This is a genomic window from Eximiradius sp., from assembly GCA_937127445.1.
In the GTDB taxonomy this organism is placed as follows: domain Bacteria; phylum Bacteroidota; class Ignavibacteria; order Kapaibacteriales; family UBA2268; genus JAKIZO01.
Window position 1 is genome coordinate 65,361 of record CAKZLY010000023.1, and the last position, 18,793, is coordinate 84,153.

Here is an 18,793-nt window from a genome sequence, read left to right on the forward strand (position 1 = left end):
TTATTTTTTCTCTATTTCTCTATAAATTTTAACTGCTTCAAAAATGGCGATTCCTGCTGCTACACTAACATTTAATGAATGTTTTACTCCGAACATAGGAATTTCGATTGCATCGTCGCAGACAGCCAAAATTTCGTCATCAATCCCAGTAATTTCATTGCCTAACACAATGCAGCAAGGATAGTCGCTAAAATTTAATGAGGAATACAATCTTTTTTTATCGGTAAGTTCTAAAGCAATTACTTTGTAGCCATCGTATTTAATTTTCTCTATTGCTTTGAGCGGATTTTTTATGTATTCCCAAGGGACGCTTTCAGTTGCTCCTAATGCAGTTTTTTCAATTTCTGGTCTTGGTGGAGATGGAGTAAATCCAGTAATATAAATTTTCTCAACAAGAGCTGCGTCGCAAGTGCGAAAAATTGAACCGACATTATATAAGCTTCTTATATCGTAGAGCATTACAGAAATCGGATGACGTTTGATACTTTTTGCAGTTTCAAGTGTTAATCTTTCAAGAAGAATTTCATTATGTAAAAGTTTTTTCATAAGAAAATACAAATATTTTAGGTTTTTATCGTTTATATTTTCAATATAACAAAGAGGTGTCAAATGAAAAAATATATATTCATATTTTATATAATCCCAATTATTCAATTGTACTCGCAAGAAATTATTAATACCGAAGGAAAGGATTTTTGGCTAACTTTTTTACCAAATTATCATAATATTAATTCAATTAATGAAACAGATTCGCTTTATATTTTTGTTTCGGCTCAGTTACCAACAAAGGGTGAGATAGTTTACAGAAACATAAATGGTTTGCTTACAACACGTAAATTTGAGATCACGGATCCATCTGTTGTTTACACGTTTGCTGTTTCATTTTTCAATTACGAATTAAAAGGATTTAATAACAGCGGAAGAATTGATACAAACAACCAGTGTGAACGTCTTGCATATCAATATTTCAGAGTTATAACAGACGAAAATGTAACAGTTTATGCGCTTAATCAAGCAAATTTGACAAGCGAAGCGTTCCTTGTATTACCATCAGATGTTTTGGGAAACGAATATTATATACTAACTTATAACTCTGACGGGAAATTAAGTACACTTAATCAAATAACAGGAGCAAGCACACCATCGCAATTTACCGTCTTGGCGATAGAAGACAGCACATTCGTGGAAATAAAACCATCTGATGCAACTTACAGAAATGGCACAAATACGCAAAAACTATGGCTAAATAAGGGTGAATCATATCTTGTTCAAGCAAGAATTTCATCAAGCAATCTAACTCGGGATTTGACAGGAAGCTACGTAAAATCTACGAAACCTATTGCAGTGTTTGCTGGGCATCAAAGAGCCACAATTCCGATTGATTTGCAAGACAACAATCCTTCTCGTGATTTTCTTTGTGAGCAGATGATACCAACGCGAGCCTGGGGGAAAAATGCAATTGTCGTCCCTTTTGAAACTCCGAGAGAAATTATTAAAAGTGGTAAAGATATAATCAGAATATTAGCATCCAACGACAACACCACAATACGAGTTGATAATTCAGAAGTAACCATTAATGCCAGGTCTTTCTTAGAATTGCCATTGGAAAACCCATCTTTTATAGAAGCAGATAAACCTATTTTAGTTGCTCAATATAAGAAAACGGCAAATTTAGAAGCAAGTAGAAATAACATATCAGACCCTCTGATGCTAATAGTTCCACCAGTAGAACAGTATATAACTTCGTATAGAGTGATTAATGCACAGGCACCAGGATATGATGAAATCAAAGACGAATATTATAAAGCTTATGAAGAACAATATGTTACAATCATTGCAGATAATATTGCATATACAAATGGTATTTTTATTAACAATATTAAAATCAACCAATCACTATTTAAGCAAGTGCCCAATAAACAATATTATTGGGCAAATATTCGCGTTTCGGATGGGGTTAATTCTTTAAGTTCGGTTGGGAAATTTGCTGCTTATGTATATGGATATGGCAATGCTAATTCTTATGGCTATCTTGGAGGTATGGGGATGGCTACTTTAGATGTTATGCCACCTGAAATTTATGCCAAAATAGAATGTTACAAAATTAAAGGCACAGTTACAGATTCGAATTTAACTGATTCTAAAATTAGAACGGTCAATTCAAACAAACAAGAAAACGTTCGTTTATCAATAGAATCTTTCTCAGGATTAATTCCGGCACTCAGTTTCAATGCAGAATTAATAAATATTTACCAAGATGGTAGTTTCACAATCTTTGCGGAAGATGCACTTGGGCAAAAAACAGAAAAAACTTTTGAAATAGGTGGTTTCACAGTATCAGCACTTGGTTATTATTCTAATGAAATTCCCGTAAAGGTAACCAACTCACCTACTAAGACAAACTTTTGTTTAGATTTTACATTGTATAATTATGGTAAGTTTGATGTAGAGATTGAGAAAGCATATTTTAAAAATAGTTCTTTTTATTCAGGTCCCGTTTCGAGACATAAGTTAGCTTCGAAAGATTCGATTTCATTAGAATTCTGTAATATATACGATAAAGATACGACAATTATAGACACACTTATTATTGAAAATGCCTGTGGGAAATTCGAAGTGATGAAATTAATCGCTACATTTATTAGCGATACTCTTCCGCCACAAATTCTATTAGTTGAAGAAAACTGCAACAATAATTTTTCGTATAATTTACTTGAAGATAGAATTTATGATACTGGAATAGAAAATATCGTTATTGAAAAGCAGATAAATTGTGATATAAAATATGATTTCACAGACAATAAAAACGCTAAACTTTATATAAATGTAATTAATCCAAGAGAAGATGCTGAGTTCCGAATAATAATTACGGACAAAAATAATTTGCAAAGCGTTATCGAAAAGATAATTCCTGGCTACACTATTTCCATCGCTTATTTAGAGAACGGAACTCCATTACTATTTGATACAACAAGCATTGGGGATTTAGTTTGTAATGGTATTGAGTTTTATAATTATGGAAGCTATGAATTAGTTTTGAATGATGTTTTTATGTTAGATAATATACACTTTTCAATTCCACCTAGCCAGAAACCACTGAGAATAAAGCCAAAGGAAAAAAGACAAATCGATATCTGCTTCAATCCAACGGAAGCAAATAAAACCTACCGAGATTCAATAATTGTTGATTATAATTGCATAATCACTAAAATCCCTGTAGATGGGACAAGCAAGAGGTTAGATTTTTCACTTTCGTCAAAATGCAATGTAGATGTAATTTTTTCAGTTAATAAATCAACAGACAGAGTTCAAATTTTTCCCAATCCAATAATAAATAGCGGAATAATTCAAATTCCATTAATAGAAAATAACAAAACGATAAAAGTTGAGATATATGATAGTTATTCGAACAAAATAGTTGAACTTTTTGATGGGAACAAAATAAATTCAGTGATAAATATTAGATTTGATGCAAAAGATTTTTGCAATGGTCTATATTTTGCTGTTGTTCATTACGATAATTCGATTGATAGGATACCATTTATAATTTTAAGATAAAGCAATATGAACAACAAGGCAAAAGGAAATAAAGGCGAAGATATTGCTGTTAATTTTCTTATAAATAAAGGGTATGAAATAAGAAAGCGAAATTTTCATTTTGGAAGATATGGCGAAATTGATATAATTGCCGAAAAAGACAATACTTTAATTTTTTTTGAGGTAAAGGCAAGGTATAATTACGATAAGTTTGGCGACCCCCTATTTGCAATAAATTTCAAAAAACAATCAAGTTTCCGACGTGCAGCGGAAGGTTATCTATACGTGAACAAAATTGAGGACAAGGAATGCAGATTCGATGTATTGATAGTTGATTTGAACAATTCTCAAGTAGAAAAACATTTAAAGAATGCATTTTAACGATTTTCTCCGAAATACTTAATAATTGCTTCCGCTTGTTTCTTGGTAATATGTTTTGAAAGTTCATCTAAAGAAGCAGTTGAAATTTTTTCTACTGAGCCAAAAATTTTCAGTAGATTAAGAGCAGTTGTTTTGCCTATTGTTGGAATTTCAGTTAGTTGAGTATAAAGTGTATTTTTATCACGGAGCTGGCGATGAAACGAAATAGCAAAACGATGAGCTTCGTCTCTGATTTGTTGCAAAAGTTTAAGACTGCTTGACGATTTTGGTAGAAGAATTGAATCTTTTTTGCCAGGTAGAAAAATTTCTTCTAATCTTTTTGCTAAACCAATTACAGTGACTTTATCCAAGAGACTAAGTCTTGTCAATACTTCAACAGCAGCAGAGAGTTGCCCTTTGCCCCCATCAATAATGATTAAGTCAGGCAGTTTTTGATTTTCCTCGATTAATCTACTATAACGACGTTCAACAACTTCACGCATAGAAGCAAAATCGTCGTTTACTTCAACAGTTTTAATTTTAAATTTGCGGTAATCGGATTTTTTGGGTTTACCGTTTTCGAAAACAACGAGGGATGAAACCAAATTTGTTCCTTGAAGATGCGAATTGTCAAAGCATTCCATTCGAATGGGTGGATTTTTAAGTCGCAAATCTCTTTGAAGGGTAAGCACGCTGCGAGCAATATTTTGCTCACGTTTCGAAAAGGCAAGAATGTATTCATTAAGAATAAAATTGGCATTTGCATTAGCCATATCGATGATTTTTTTCTTTTCACCAATTTTGGGTATTTGAATAGATAGAGTTTTGCCACGCCGTTTGCCAAGCCAATCAGTAATATATTCAAGTTGGTCGAACTCACAAGGAACAAGCAATTCAGCAGGAATAAAGTCTGTTTCCAAATACCATTTTTCTATAGTCTTTGCAATTATTTCAGCTTCGGTGTCTAATTCAGCATTTTTAATAATGTAATGCCTTTTCCCGAGCAATTTACCTTCACGAACTTTAAGGACGATTGAACAAGCGTAGCTATCGATTTTAGCAATGCCGAAAATGTCTCTATCAATAAAATCTGTGAAAATAACTTTCTGCCGCGAGGAAAATTCACGTAGAGCTTGAAGTTTGTTTCTAACAAGGGCTGCTTTTTCAAATTCCATTTTTTCTGAAAACAAAAACATTTCTTCTTCAAGAATTTTTTCAATTTCACGAGTTTTTCCGGAAAGAACTTGTATCGCTGATTTAACATTATTGATATATTCCTCACGCGAAATATGTTCCTCGCAAGGGCCCTGGCATTTACGAATATGATAATCCAAACATACTTTGAATTTTTTGCGAGAAATAGCATTTCCTGTAAGTTTCAAGTCGCAGCTTCGTAATTGGAAGATAGTGCGAATTGAACGAATTAATTGTTTAATACTGCGAACATCAGTAAATGGACCAAAGTATTTAGAACCGTCTTTAATAAGTTTTCTTGTCGGGAAAATGCGAGGAAATTCCTCATTTGTAACTCGAACGTAAGGATAAGATTTATCATCACGAAGCATTATGTTGTATTTTGGTTTCAGGGATTTGATTAAATTATCTTCTAGCAGAAATGCTTCTATTTCAGAATCGACGATAATAATCTCGAAACCGAAAATATGGCGAATCATAGCATTTGTTTTAGCGTCTTGAGGCTTCCCAACTTGGAAGTAAGAACGAACTCTATTTCTAAGATTTTTAGATTTACCAACATAAATAACTTTGCCATTTTTATCTTTAAATTGATAAATACCAGGCTTTGGTGGCAAATTAGATAATTTGTCGCCGAGCAAGTCAATTTTTTCTTGTATGATTTCAAATTTTTCCATTTTATAAAATATATATTATCTGTTCTAATATTTAATTTTATTAAATTTGTCAAGTATTTAGCAGTATTAACGATAAAATAAGCAATAGAGTATATTTTTACAAACATAAATTCAATGAGGGGAAAATGGAAATAATACGAACAATAAGAGAAATGCAAAATTTATCGAAAAAATTATCAAATAAAGGTGTAGTAATAGGCTGCGTTCCAACAATGGGCTATTTGCACGAGGGACACTTGAATTTAATTAGAAAAGCCAAAGAAATTAGTGATTATGTTGTAATGACATTATTTGTCAATCCCAAGCAGTTTGGACCGAATGAAGATTTTGAAAGGTACCCGAGAGATTTCGAAAGGGATTATAAGCTTGCTGAAAATGCAGGGTGCGATTTGATTTTTGCTCCTGATATTATCGAGATGTATCCAATTGGATTTTCTACTTCTGTTGAAATACATAACATAACGAGTAAATTCGAAGGCGAGCGGCGACCTGGACATTTTGATGGTGTTGCATTAGTTGTAGCCAAATTGTTTAATGCTGTCAAACCAGATGTTGCTATTTTCGGACAAAAAGATTACCAGCAAACACTTGTAATTAAGCAATTAGTTCGAGATTTGAATTTCGACTTGAAGATTGTAGTTGCCCCAACCGTACGCGAAGCAGACGGGCTTGCAATGAGTTCGCGAAACACTTATTTAACACCTGAACTAAGAGCCAAAGCTAATGTTTTATTTAACGCACTTGAAGATGGAATTAAAGCAATAGAAGGAGGTTGCCGCGAGAGAAAAGTAATAAATGCAATATTACACAAAAGGTTAAGAACCGTTCAAGAAATAAAAATAGATTATGCTTGTGCAGCGTTGGCTGATAATTTAGATGAACCTGATGTATTTCTTGCTGGCGACCACGTGGTATTGTTAATTGCGTGTTATCTTGGTACAACAAGATTGATAGATAATGCACTTGTTACAATTCCGAAAACCAACACAAATAAGGGGTAATAGTTACAGTAATTTTTTTGCTGTTTCTATTAATTCATTTGTTTGATCTTCGCTTTGTGATTCAGCAATAATACGAATTATGGGTTCAGTATTAGACTTTCTGATTTGCAACCAGCTATTATTCAGAAAATCTATACGTAATCCATCTTGTTCGTCGAACACACCTTGAAGAAAACTTTTCTTAAATTTATTAATAAGGCTCGAAAAATCTCTGTCAAAAGAAAATTTTTCTTTTTTCATAAAAAGTTTCGGAAAAGAGGCGATAACGTCGAAAATATTTTGATTTTTATCTACAATTTCAGTAAGAATCAAAGCTAAACCAACAAGAGAATCTCTTCCATAATGGCATTGAGGTAGGATAACTCCACCGCTTCCTTCGCCACCGATTATGGCGGCTACTTCTTTCATTTTCTTAACTACATTGATTTCGCCAACAGGCGAACGGTGAAGTTTTGCATTATGTTGGTTACAAATCCATTCACTAATATTTGAAGACGATAAATTCACAACAACGGTATTATCTTTTGCTTTTGAATTGCGAAGTACTGCATCAACGGCAAGAGCAATTGTTAATTCTTCATTAATACATTCACCATTATTATCAACAAGCACAAGTCTATCAGCATCTGGATCAACAGCAACGCCAAAATCGCATTTGTTCATTTGAACAAATTCAGCAAGCTGAGCTAAATTTTTAGGAAGAGGTTCGGGTTCGTGCGGAAAGACCCCGGAGCCATCACAAAATAGTTCAAGTGTTTCGCAATCAAAGCTTTTTAGCAATGCAGGGACAGCAACTGAACCACTTGCGTTTACCGCATCAACGGCAATCTTGAATTTTCTATTTCTAATAACCTCAATTTTTGACTTTACAATATCAATATCGAGAATTTTATCAATATGAAAATTAATTGCATTGTTAATAGTTTCAATCTTCCCAGAGCGATGATTAACAACACTATCCGGGTTATCAACAAAATCCCACAATTTTTGGTTTTCAAATTCATCAAGAAAAACACCATAGGAATTAATAAACTTCAAGCCATTCCAGTTTTGAGGATTGTGAGAAGCTGTAATTGCTATTCCGCCTTCGAAATTAGATAATTCAGAATAGAGTTGAACAGTTGGAGTAGGAACAACACCGAGCGAAACAACCTCACATCCCAGATTAGATAATTCACTAAGCACTAATTTTTCTATTTCGTTACTTCCCTGGCGACCGTCTCTACCTACAACAATTCGTCCGAAATTAAGCAGTTTTGCAAATGCTCTAATGTAGGAACTTATCAATTTAGTATTCAGAGAGCCGTCATCAGTTGTGGCTCGAAGTCCAGAAATTGAACGAACAACAGGCATATTCATCCAGAATGAGGTTTAACAAATTAAAAAGGGGCTGTCAAAAGCCCCTTTGAGTAGTGGCGGGGTCAGGACTTGAACCTGAAACCTTCGGGTTATGAGCCCGACGAGATACCATTACTCCACCCCGCTATAATTTGGAATACAAAATTAACACATTTTTAATTAAAATCCAAGAAGAATTTTATTCACACGCATTGTATCTAAAAAATAATACGGGTGTTATTAGTAAGTAATAAATTTGCAACATATAAAATTATATAGAAAATAAAAATTGTCATTGAAAAAACAGAAATAATATTGATGAAAATTTGGTCTAACTGACTAAACATAAATAAATAAGTCGATTTTTTTTTAGTATATTAAAGAAAAACAGTAGAGGCAAAAAATGAAAAAATTAATTACTCTTTGTATCCTGATGCTATTGCAGATTAGCATTGTTTTTTCTCAAACAATTAACAACAAAGGTATTTTTATTGAAAGAGCGGGGCAAAAATTATCAAATGATTATTTTAGTCCAAGAGAAATGATCGAAATACCCCAATTAGATAAAAAGTATTATCTTCCACAAGCAATACATATAAAAACAAAGCAAAATTTGACACTTGAAAAGAACAAATATGCTAAGTTATCACCGTCTATCCAATCAAGCACTGAAGGATTAGGCGATGTAAGAATAAAAGCATTATTTCCAGATTATTCAGAATATAAAAAGATGTCTGAAGACAAATATGGTGTAGGAAGAATATATGAACTCAGATATAGCAATCCAATAGATCCGTATGACGTATGTAAAGAGCTGCTAAAAAACCCTGAGATAGAATATGCCTATCCAATATTTATACGCTATCCATATTTCTCACCAAATGACCCACTTATTACAAATCAGTATTATTTAACAAATATTGCAGCATATCAAGCGTGGGATGTATCGCTTGGCGATACAACAGTTGTTATTGCAATTGTTGACTCAGGTATTGACTATACTCATCCCGATTTGCAGGATAATTTATCATCTACCCAATATGATTTTGTAGGTGATGTAACCTATACTGATGTCCAGAATGGCAATTGGAAAGAAGACAACGACCCAAGACCATCGAGTAGCAACAATACTCACGGAACACACGTAACTGGTTGTGCAAATGCTGTAACTAACAATGGGATTGGGATTGCATCAATAGGAGCAAAATGCAAATATATGCCGATTAAGGTTGGTGCGGATAATCCAAATGTAAATGGTATTTTCCGTGGATATGAAGCAATATTATATGCAGCTCAAAATGGGGCCAAAGTAATAAATTGCAGTTGGGGTGGTCCTGGATTTTCGCAAGCAGAACAGGATATCATAAATCAAGCAGTTGCATTAGGAAGTGTGGTAGTAGTAGCAGCAGGAAATGATGGATATTTTTTAAATACATATCCTCAGTATCCAGCAAATTATAGTAATGTTATTTGCGTGGGAGCAACAAACCAATCGGATAAAGCAACAAGTTTTTCAAATTATGGGCAGTCTGTAACAGTTTTTGCTCCGGGACAAGCAATTTATTCTACAATACCCAATAACAGATATACAAGTTATGATGGGACTTCAATGGCATCACCCATTGTTGCCGGACTGGCGGGTCTTGTACGAAGTGCATTCCCACACTATACGCCGATACAAGTATATCATCAAATTAGGAGTACTGTCGATAATTTTGTTACAAATCAAGACAACAGACCTCTTTACTACGGTCGTGTAAATGCATATAAGGCTCTTACGTTCAATAATCCTAAATATCCTGACAGAAAAATTCCGGGGTGCGGAGTAGTAGATTTTTCAATTAGCGGTAGCGACGCTATTACAAATTATGCTCGCCAAACACTAAAAATAAAAATTAAGAATTACCTATCCCCTACTTCTTCAAATTTTAAAGTGAAATTTTCCTCATACGATAAAAATTTAATCATTTATGGAAATCAGAATTATGTTGGTATTTTAGGTAATATGGAAGAAAAAGAATTTACAGTTGATATCGAATTAAAGAATACAAATTTGTGGTTTAGTGGATATGTAGATGTATTATTAAGTTTCGAAGACGATAATTATATTGATTACAATCTTGTAAAAATTCCAATAAAAATAAAGACAGAAAATACATATACTACTCAGTCTTTTATCCCGGCAAGTTATTCTTTGAAGATTAATCATACTTATAGTCCGAATTATTCTTCACTATGGCTGGTTGGTTCAATTTATGATTTTCTCAGTGTGATTTATCTTAGAAATCAAAATGGAGCATCTTATATACCCCAGGGGAACAATCAATTGCAAGCAGTATATGCATTCAACGATAGCAAAGCAGCGGTTGCGATTAATTCAGTTACAAGCGTGCCATCAGTTTCGATGACTACAAATCAAGGGCAAAACTGGACAAGTAAAACACTTTCTAATTATATGACACTAATAAGAAACATTCATTTCTTCGATGATAACAATGGAGTAGCAATAGGGAACCCATTAAACAACAGATATGGGGTTGCAATAACAACTGATGGTGGAAATAGCTGGTCGTCGCCTGAAAGCACTCTTCCAGCATCATCTGGCGAAACAGCTCTGACCGGTTCAATCGCTTCGACTTCTAACAGCATCTGGTTTGGCACAAGCATCGGAAAAATATATCGTTCTTCTAATAAGGGACGAAACTGGACTTCTCATTATGTAGCAAGCCAAGTATCTATTCCATTAATTGCATTCAAAGATGAGAGCAACGGATTAACTATATATCAGAAAAGTGATGGAAGCTACAATTTGGCAAAAACAACGAATGCAGGTGTGAACTGGGCTACAGATGTATATAATATTTCAAGTATGGGAAATAAGCCTGTATATCTATATTCTCCAAAGAACAAAAATGTGTATATATTAGTACTTGAAAATGGTTCGGTTTATATTTCTCATAATGATGGAGAGAGTTGGACACCAATTCTATCGAGATACACTGAGGGAGTGAAAAACTGCGCAGCGGTACTATCGGGAAACAATGTAAGAATATGGATGGCTAGCCCAACTTATATTTCTACATTAGACTTCCCTATTCCTGTCAGCAATCCAACAAAAGAATTGACTATTCTTAACGGTGAGAAATTAAATTTTGGCAATGTGCGGGTCGGGACGAACAAAATTGAAAGAATAACTCTTGAAAATAAAGGCAACACAAGAATATTTATTGATAAAGTTTATATCAAAGGGACAGATGCTGATGAATTTACTATTACTATTGGAACTTCTGAATATGTAGATGCTGGTGCAACAGGAAATGTTAGAATTCGCTTTAGTCCAAAAACTGTTGGTGAAAAAAACGCAATTTTGGTAATTGAAAGCGATGCAGCACCATATAGGCTTGAATTTCCAATTTCAGGATACGCCATCGAAAGTGTAAATTCTTCGTTTACTACAAGTATGGATGAAATTGCATTCGATTCGCTTTATTTAGGAGAAGTCCAGAACAAAATAATCACAATTATAAACAACGGTGAAAGTGGATTAAATATTAAATTAAATATTAACAATCCAAATTTCTCATACTTACCAGCACAAGAAACATTTAGTTTAGATACTGGAAAGAGTATGGATATTACAGTGCTATTTCAGCCACAGGCAGAAGGTGTAATTTCTGGTTTTCTCAATATTCAAGACTTAATAAGTGGAATTACTAAAAACATTACACTTTCGGGTTATGGCAAAAGTATTACATCAATTCAAAATGACTTTAAAATCTCATGTATCTTCCCAAATCCAGTAACTAATAATGCAACATTTATTATTAATTCTAATCTTTCAACTCGAATATCAGCAAAAGTTATGGATATAAGTGGCAAAATAGTAAAAGAATTGAGTAATATCAATTTGATTGAAGGTGAAAATTTAATAAGCATTCAACTTGAAGAATTGACTTCTGGTGCATATTTACTTCAAATTATCAGCAATAATTTAGTTAAAAATTATCTATTCATTAAACAATAATTAGCATTATGAACAAGGCTGGCTAAATGTCAGCCTTGTTTTTATTTAAAGATGTTGATTTTTATCATATAAATTAAATTTATTTTCTTTGAATTTTTATTAAATTTGTTTTTTATTAACTTATTAGGTATTGAAATGAGCAAACAAAAACCATCTTCAAAAAAATCCATTACTCAAAAGCAAATTATTCCAGAAAAATATTTAGACTTGTTTTATATTTTATCTTTGTTTTTGTTGATAATAACCTTTTTATCATCGGCAATTTTTGGGAATGGGTTTGATTCATCAGACACTTTATCATCTCTTGCATTTAAAACTTATTTAGAAGATGCAAAGGCGAGCGGAAACTTCCCATTATGGATACCATATATTTTTTCAGGAATGCCATCATACGCCTCTTTACTTACAACTGGAGCAAGAATTTGGGATGTAGTTGCTCAGGTAGTATTTGGAATAGCTTCATTTTTCGGTGCTTTATTTAGCAGTGATGTAGCAAGGCTTGCTTTTTGGTATGGGTTTTATGGTATGGGAATATATTTATTAATCAAAAATAAAATAAATGATAGATTTATTTCATTTATCGCTGCATTTGCAGCTGTATTCTCGACGTGGGTAATATTATGGGTTATGATTGGACACAACACTAAGCCCGTTGTACTGGCATTCGTCCCATATTTGTTTTTGTTTTTAGAAGAATTACAGGAAAAGTTCTCTTTGCTTGTTTCGGCATTATTGACAATAGCAATTCACTTGATGTTCGAAGCAGGTCATTTGCAACTGATTTTTTATTCATTTTTAGCAATTGGTATATACTTGATAGTTGAAATAATTAATAGACTGGTAACAAAAAATAATGTATTAGGGATATTTCGTTCAACAGGGATTTTAGCATTAGCAATTGGGATAGCATTCTTGATGTCTTCTGATAGATACTTTTCTACTCTTGAATATACACCTTACTCAACAAGAGGAAGCGCTCCAATTGTCAAAAGTGAGAACCAACACCAAACTGAAACTGGCGGACACGACTACGAATATGCAACAATGTGGTCGTTTAGTCCAGAGGAATTAATTACATTTATTGTTCCTAATTACTTTGGCTTTGGAAAACTCGAATACAAGGGACAACTAACAGGAAATACATCTGTAAGAATGCATACTTACTGGGGACAAAAACCCTTCGAAGATGCAGCACCTTATGCCGGTATATTAGTTCTATTGCTTGCATTTTTTGGTGCGATAAGAAATTACAAAAACGTGTTTATCCAATTTCTAATTATTTTATCAATTGTTGCAATAATACTCTCATTTGGCTATACTTTTCCGCTGCTATATGATTTCTTCTACTACAATGTTCCTTATTTTAACAAGTTTAGAGCACCTTCGATGATACTTGTATTAGTCCATTTTGCACTTCCGGTTTTAGCTGCATTTGGAATAAAAGAAATTATTGGAATGAGAGAAAATCTTACAATCAAAGATAAGAAAGCAATAAATATTTTAATCGGTATTAGCGGGCTAATCTTTATTTCTGGCTTTATTTTCTCAACAATATTTCAAACTACTTACCAGGAAGCAGTTGCTGCATCTAAATACGGGAAACAAATGATACAAGCATATGGCGAGACAACTTTTGCAGAAATCAGCAACTTTATTTTTGATGAAATGATTGCTGACTGGTATCGCGTTGGAATTATTGCACTAATTGGTAGTGTTCTGATTTACACTTATGCGCTTAAAAAGCTTTCAGGTGGTGCGTTTGCTATTGGATTGTTTATATTGATAGCAATTGATTTATGGCAGGTTGGCTATAGACCAATGGAAGTAGCAGAAAAGAAAGCTGACAAAATTATGTTTCAAAAGACAGATATAATAAATTTCTTACTCGAAGACAAGAGCAAATTTAGGATTGCAGATTTTTCTTCACAAATAGTAAATTTGCCGGCATATTTCAGACTTGAAACAGTTAATGGTTACCATTCTGCAAAGCTAAGAGTATATCAGGACTTGTTAGATGTTGCAAATCAAGGTTCTACATCACAAGTAACAAATCCATTTTTATGGAACTTGCTGAATGTAAAGTATGTGATAACACCTCAACAAATTGGTGGAATGCAGCCAATTTTTCAATCGCAGCAAACTGGTGCGTTTGTATATTTCAATGCTGGATATACTCCAAGAGCATATTTTGTTGATTCCGTTGAAGTTATGAAAAACATTGATATATTAAATAAAATTAAAGACGGTGCTTTCGACCCAAGAAAAGTTGCTTTCTTAGAAAAAGAATTGTCGAATAAATTATCTAAAAAATCAGAAAACAGAAAAGTAGAAATCAAAAATTACCAAAATGAATACATAAAAATTGAAACAGAAAATAGTTCAGATAATTTATTGGTGTTGTCAGAAATATATTATCCAGTTGGCTGGAAAGCATTTATTGATGGAAAAGAAACGGAAATTTTCAAAACTAATTATGCTTTGCGTTCAGTATTTGTTCCGGCTGGCAAACATACAATAGAGATGAAGTTTGAATCCACTGCTTTCGAAAAAGGGAAATTAATTAGCACTTCATTAAATATTGTGGTAGTTCTACTGCTTATACTTGGAATTTTTATAGAAATCAAAAGGCGAAACAAATCTAAATTAGCTAATTAACTATAATGAAAGATATAACTGTAAAATATAAGATACAGAAATTAATAGTTTCTGTATCTATTATTTTGTTGCTGTGCAAGCTATTAGCATATCAGATAACAAATTCTGTAGGAATTTTGACAGACGCATTAGAGAGTATTGTAAATGTTGTAGCGGGACTGCTTAGCTTGGTAAGTATATCTGTATCAATAAAACCCAAAGACGACAGTCATCCTTTTGGACACGGTAAAGTGGAATTGCTTTCTGCTTCGGTGGAAGGTATGCTAATTGCAGTAGCTGGATTTATTATTATCTATGAGGCGATTTATAGACTTTTTGTTCCGAGTGAAATTCAGAAACTTGATGTTGGAATTATAATAATTGCAGCAGCAGGACTAATTAATTACATAATCGGTAGTTATAGTATCAATGTTGGAAAAAAGCATAATTCGATAGCCTTAATTGCTGGTGGCAAACATTTGCAATCAGATACATATTCAACAATTGGACTTGTAATCGGGCTTGTTATTTTATATTTTAGCAAGTTGCAATGGCTCGACAGTATTATTGCAATTGTTTTCGGTTCTATCATTGCAATTACTGGAATCAAAATATTAAGAAATACTGTTGCAAATTTAATGGACGAAGCAGATGCTCTACTTCTTGATGAATTTCTTGAAATTATAAATAAAAACAAGCAAAATGATTGGATAGATATTAAAAATACAAGAATTCTGAAATACGGAGATACTTATCATATTGATTGTGATCTAATAATCCCTTGGTATTATAATATTAATCAAGCAACTGAACTAACAGAGAAGATGAAAAAGATACTGAATGATAATTTTAAAGAAAATATAGATTTAGCTGTTCATATTTTCCCTTGTAGACCGGGAAATTGTGTGAATTGTGCTTTATCAGATTGCAAACATCGCATTCATCCATTTGAAGGAAAAACAAACTGGACAATCAAACAAATAATTCGTTTTAAATAATTTCATAATTTAGATATATCTAAATACAATTAATTTAACATTCATTACGTCATAATAATATGAATAATTAGGAATATATTATGAGTAAGATTATCCTTAAAATAGCAATTGGAGTAATTATTGGTGGAATTGCTGGATATTTATACTATTATTTTATAGGATGCAATAGAGATTGTCCAATTACTTCAAATTGGCTAATCTCTGTTATTTATGGAGCGTTTTTCGGCGCAATAATTGCAACACCAACAAAAAGAAGCAAAAATGGAAAAAATAACTAAGAGCACATATATAGAAGAACTATTAGAGATAAAACCACAGGCTGTATCTTATTTTCTTGATAAAGGTATTGCCTGCCTTGTTTGCGGAGAACCTTTTTGGGGAACAATTGAAGAACTCGTTTTAAAAAAAGGATTCAGCAAAGAGCAATTGGAGCAATTCGTTGAAGAACTCAATAGATTGCCCGAAAAAATAAGTTGACATTTTTTTCGTTATTAATTAAAAAATGGTGCGAACGTGAAATCTATTAAAGTTGTTATTGGAGGAGAGGAATACAGTTTAATTGGTGATGACGAGGAACTTATTATTAGGTCGGCAAATGAAGCGAACAAGTTAATTAATGAAATTAAATCGAAATATGACAAGGAGTTACCGATGCTTACAATTACAACATTGGCATTGGTAAATTCAATCGAAACAATGGAAATAGAAAGGCGAAAATTGGAAGAAGAAAAAAAGTATTTGGTAGAAGAATTGGATAAGATGAGAGAATTCTTAATTCATTATATAAAGCAAAACGCTGATAAACAATAAGTTCTTTGGCATTCGGTCGCATCATACAAGTATTGTCGATGAAGAACTAATAGTATAACAATAGGGAGCTACGCTCTCGCCGGCAATGGGAGGCCTCAACCTTTTTGGAGGTAGCATTAATATGCTCAGTGGAACCCAGACCCGGTAAGGATAGCACCCACTGTGTGTTGGAGAGGTTCTTCTGCACACAATTAATCTGTATGATGCGGCTTTTTTAATAAATGAACATTTGGTTAAAATAAAGTAATATTATTTTTTCAATTGGATATTTTAATATTTTAAATTAAATTGTGTTTTAGGTTAAATTAAATTTTTGGTCAATTAATTTTTTTTAATTTTCGGGTATTTTATTGAAGAAACGAAATGAAAAGATTAGATATTAAATACATAAAAATCAACTTGATAATTGGACTATTGAAAAAAGAACAATTAGCTTCAATTATTTTTATTCTCATCGTTTCTCAATAAAATCCCACATTTATCAGTAGTTATTATTAGTCATATTTAGGGAGAACTGAAAATGAGCCCAATTATTATCATTGTGGCGAGTATTGTTGGACTGATAGCGGGATTTGCAGCTGCATATTTTGTTGCCACTAAAATGTCCGCAGCAAAAATTCAACAAGCAGAAGAAAGTGTAAAAAACATTCTGAAAGATGCCGAAAAAGAGGCAAACAACATTAAAAAAGAAAAAATTATAGAAGCAAAGGAAGAATGGCATAAAAGAAAACTCGAATTCGAGAACGATGCACTCGCTAAACGTCAAAAATTGCAGCAAATTGAAAAGCAACTTAAATCAATTGAAGATGATTTAAAGCGTAAAGAAAACGACTTAAATAAAAAAGAAAACGATGTTAAAGGTTACGAAGAAAATTTGAAGAAAAAAGAAAATGAACTTACTGAAAAAGCAAAAGAAATTGATTCGATAATCGCTGAACAGATGAAAAAATTAGAATCAATTGCTGGGCTTTCATCCGAAGAAGCTAAAAAGCAATTGATGGAAGCTATGATTAACGATGCCAAACAAGATGCTGCAAACACAATCAGACAAATCCGTGAAGAAACTAAGTTAAAAGCAAATCAGGAAGCACAAAACATAATTGTTCAGGCTATACAACGAACTGCATCTGACCATAGTGTTGAAACAACCGTTTCGGTTGTTACACTCGATAGCGACGATATGAAAGGTAGAATTATCGGGCGAGAAGGCAGAAATATACGTGCTTTTGAAGCAGCAACAGGTGTAGATTTAATCATAGACGACACACCAGAAGCAGTAGTTATCTCTGGATTTGACCCATTCAGACGGGAAGTCGCGAAAAAGGCTCTCGAAAAATTGATGCTTGATGGACGTATTCATCCAGCACGTATCGAAGAAGTTGTTGAAAAAACTAAAAAAGAACTTGAAGAAGAAATAATCAAAGTCGGTGAAAGTGCCTTGTTAGAACTTGGAATACATAACATGCACAAAGAACTTATTCGGTTAATTGGCAAAATGAAATATCGTTCGAGCTATGGGCAGAACTTGCTTAATCACTCGATTGAAGTGGCAAATCTATGCGGGATTATGGCTTCTGAACTTGGGCTTGACCCACAAATTGCCAAGAGATCAGGCTTACTGCACGATATTGGGAAATGCGTCGACAAAGAAACAGAAGGTCCTCACGCGTTGATTGGATTTGAACTTGCTAAAAAGTTTCGTGAAAATCCAAGTGTTTGCAACGCGATTGGTGCTCATCACGAAGATATCGAGATGGAAACTCCTTACGCAGTGCTTGTGCAAGCATCAGACAGTATAAGCGGCGCCCGTCCTGGTGCACGCCGGGAATCGCTCGAAAATTATGTGAAGCGTTTGCAAAAGCTTGAATCAATTGCAGAGAGTTTCGAAGGTGTTGGCAAAACTTTTGCTATTCAGGCGGGGCGTGAAGTACGCGTAATTGTAGAACCAGAAAAAGTAGACGACAGCACTGCTGATATTTTAGCTATTGAAATTGCAAAACGGATTGAGAACGAAATGGAATATCCTGGTCAAATCAAAGTTACTGTCATCAGAGAAAAAAGAAGCGTTAGCATTGCCAAATAAATGGTGTTAAATTATTTTTTAGAAAGCAGGCTGTCTCGGAAGAGCAGCCTTTTTTTTGAAATTTTTTAAAAAGAATTTGTTAATTTATTTTTTATTATATAAATTTGCTAATAGTTTATTATCTTAATACTATTAGT

The 18,793-nt window shown here is 33.2% G+C and carries 13 protein-coding genes and 1 tRNA gene; 10 read left to right on the plus strand and 4 right to left on the minus strand.

All coding sequences use genetic code 11. From position 1 onward, the window contains the following. Entirely contained in the window at positions 1-546 is a 546-nt protein-coding gene (locus AC6QZF_RS07860; RefSeq protein WP_499799330.1) for an RNA methyltransferase, read from the minus strand. A gap of 63 nt (positions 547-609) precedes the next feature. Here AC6QZF_RS07860 and AC6QZF_RS07865 point away from each other — a divergent pair, with 63 nt between their 5' ends. Together AC6QZF_RS07865 and AC6QZF_RS07870 are read left to right on the plus strand one after the other, a co-directional pair. Beyond that, the gene (locus AC6QZF_RS07865) at positions 610-3,558 is read left to right on the plus strand and encodes an IgGFc-binding protein (protein WP_499799331.1); all 2,949 of its coding nucleotides are present in this window, start codon (positions 610-612) and stop codon (positions 3,556-3,558) included. 6 nt (positions 3,559-3,564) lie between these two features. Continuing rightward, positions 3,565-3,918: a YraN family protein gene (locus AC6QZF_RS07870; RefSeq protein ID WP_499799332.1), complete on the plus strand. Its 354-nt coding sequence runs from the start codon at positions 3,565-3,567 to the stop codon at positions 3,916-3,918. On the opposite strand, the gene uvrC is transcribed toward AC6QZF_RS07870, so the two are convergent. After that, a complete protein-coding gene (uvrC, locus tag AC6QZF_RS07875; protein WP_499799333.1) occupies positions 3,915-5,768 on the minus strand; it encodes an excinuclease ABC subunit UvrC in 1,854 nt (617 codons plus the stop codon). The genes AC6QZF_RS07870 and uvrC overlap by 4 nt on opposite strands. 125 nt (positions 5,769-5,893) lie before the next feature. Between uvrC and panC the strand changes: the two genes are divergently transcribed. Beyond that, positions 5,894-6,769: a pantoate--beta-alanine ligase gene (gene panC / locus AC6QZF_RS07880; RefSeq protein WP_499799334.1), complete on the plus strand. Its 876-nt coding sequence runs from the start codon at positions 5,894-5,896 to the stop codon at positions 6,767-6,769. A gap of 3 nt (positions 6,770-6,772) precedes the next feature. Here the strand turns inward: panC and AC6QZF_RS07885 are convergent, their stop codons facing one another. Together AC6QZF_RS07885 and AC6QZF_RS07890 are read right to left on the minus strand one after the other, a co-directional pair. Continuing rightward, on the minus strand, positions 6,773-8,128 hold the full coding sequence (locus tag AC6QZF_RS07885; RefSeq protein WP_499799335.1) for a phosphohexomutase domain-containing protein: 1,356 nt from the start codon (positions 8,126-8,128) through the stop codon (positions 6,773-6,775). A 54-nt stretch (positions 8,129-8,182) separates the two neighbouring features. Next, positions 8,183-8,254: transfer RNA gene (locus AC6QZF_RS07890), tRNA-Met, on the minus strand. Between the two features lie 256 nt (positions 8,255-8,510). Between AC6QZF_RS07890 and AC6QZF_RS07895 the strand changes: the two genes are divergently transcribed. The 7 genes from AC6QZF_RS07895 (at position 8,511) to rny (ending at position 18,656) form a co-directional block, all read left to right on the plus strand. Next, positions 8,511-12,131, plus strand: coding sequence for a S8 family serine peptidase (locus AC6QZF_RS07895; protein WP_499799336.1), 3,621 nt, complete (start codon positions 8,511-8,513; stop codon positions 12,129-12,131). A 135-nt stretch (positions 12,132-12,266) separates the two neighbouring features. After that, positions 12,267-14,786: a YfhO family protein gene (locus AC6QZF_RS07900; protein WP_499799337.1), complete on the plus strand. Its 2,520-nt coding sequence runs from the start codon at positions 12,267-12,269 to the stop codon at positions 14,784-14,786. 5 nt (positions 14,787-14,791) lie between these two features. After that, positions 14,792-15,763, plus strand: a complete 972-nt coding sequence (locus AC6QZF_RS07905; RefSeq protein ID WP_499799338.1) for a cation diffusion facilitator family transporter — start codon at positions 14,792-14,794, stop codon at positions 15,761-15,763. An 80-nt stretch (positions 15,764-15,843) separates the two neighbouring features. Continuing rightward, the gene (locus tag AC6QZF_RS07910; protein ID WP_499799339.1) at positions 15,844-16,041 is read left to right on the plus strand and encodes a DUF6132 family protein; all 198 of its coding nucleotides are present in this window, start codon (positions 15,844-15,846) and stop codon (positions 16,039-16,041) included. Then, positions 16,025-16,240, plus strand: coding sequence for a DUF1858 domain-containing protein (locus AC6QZF_RS07915; RefSeq protein WP_499799340.1), 216 nt, complete (start codon positions 16,025-16,027; stop codon positions 16,238-16,240). Before AC6QZF_RS07910 ends, AC6QZF_RS07915 begins: the two co-directional genes overlap by 17 nt. Before the next feature lie 36 nt (positions 16,241-16,276). Continuing rightward, positions 16,277-16,573 (plus strand): cell division protein ZapA, encoded by a 297-nt coding sequence (locus AC6QZF_RS07920; RefSeq protein ID WP_499799341.1) that lies wholly within the window; start codon positions 16,277-16,279, stop codon positions 16,571-16,573. 520 nt (positions 16,574-17,093) lie between these two features. Then, a complete protein-coding gene (gene rny / locus AC6QZF_RS07925; RefSeq protein ID WP_499799342.1) occupies positions 17,094-18,656 on the plus strand; it encodes a ribonuclease Y in 1,563 nt (520 codons plus the stop codon). Positions 18,657-18,793 lie beyond the last annotated feature (137 nt).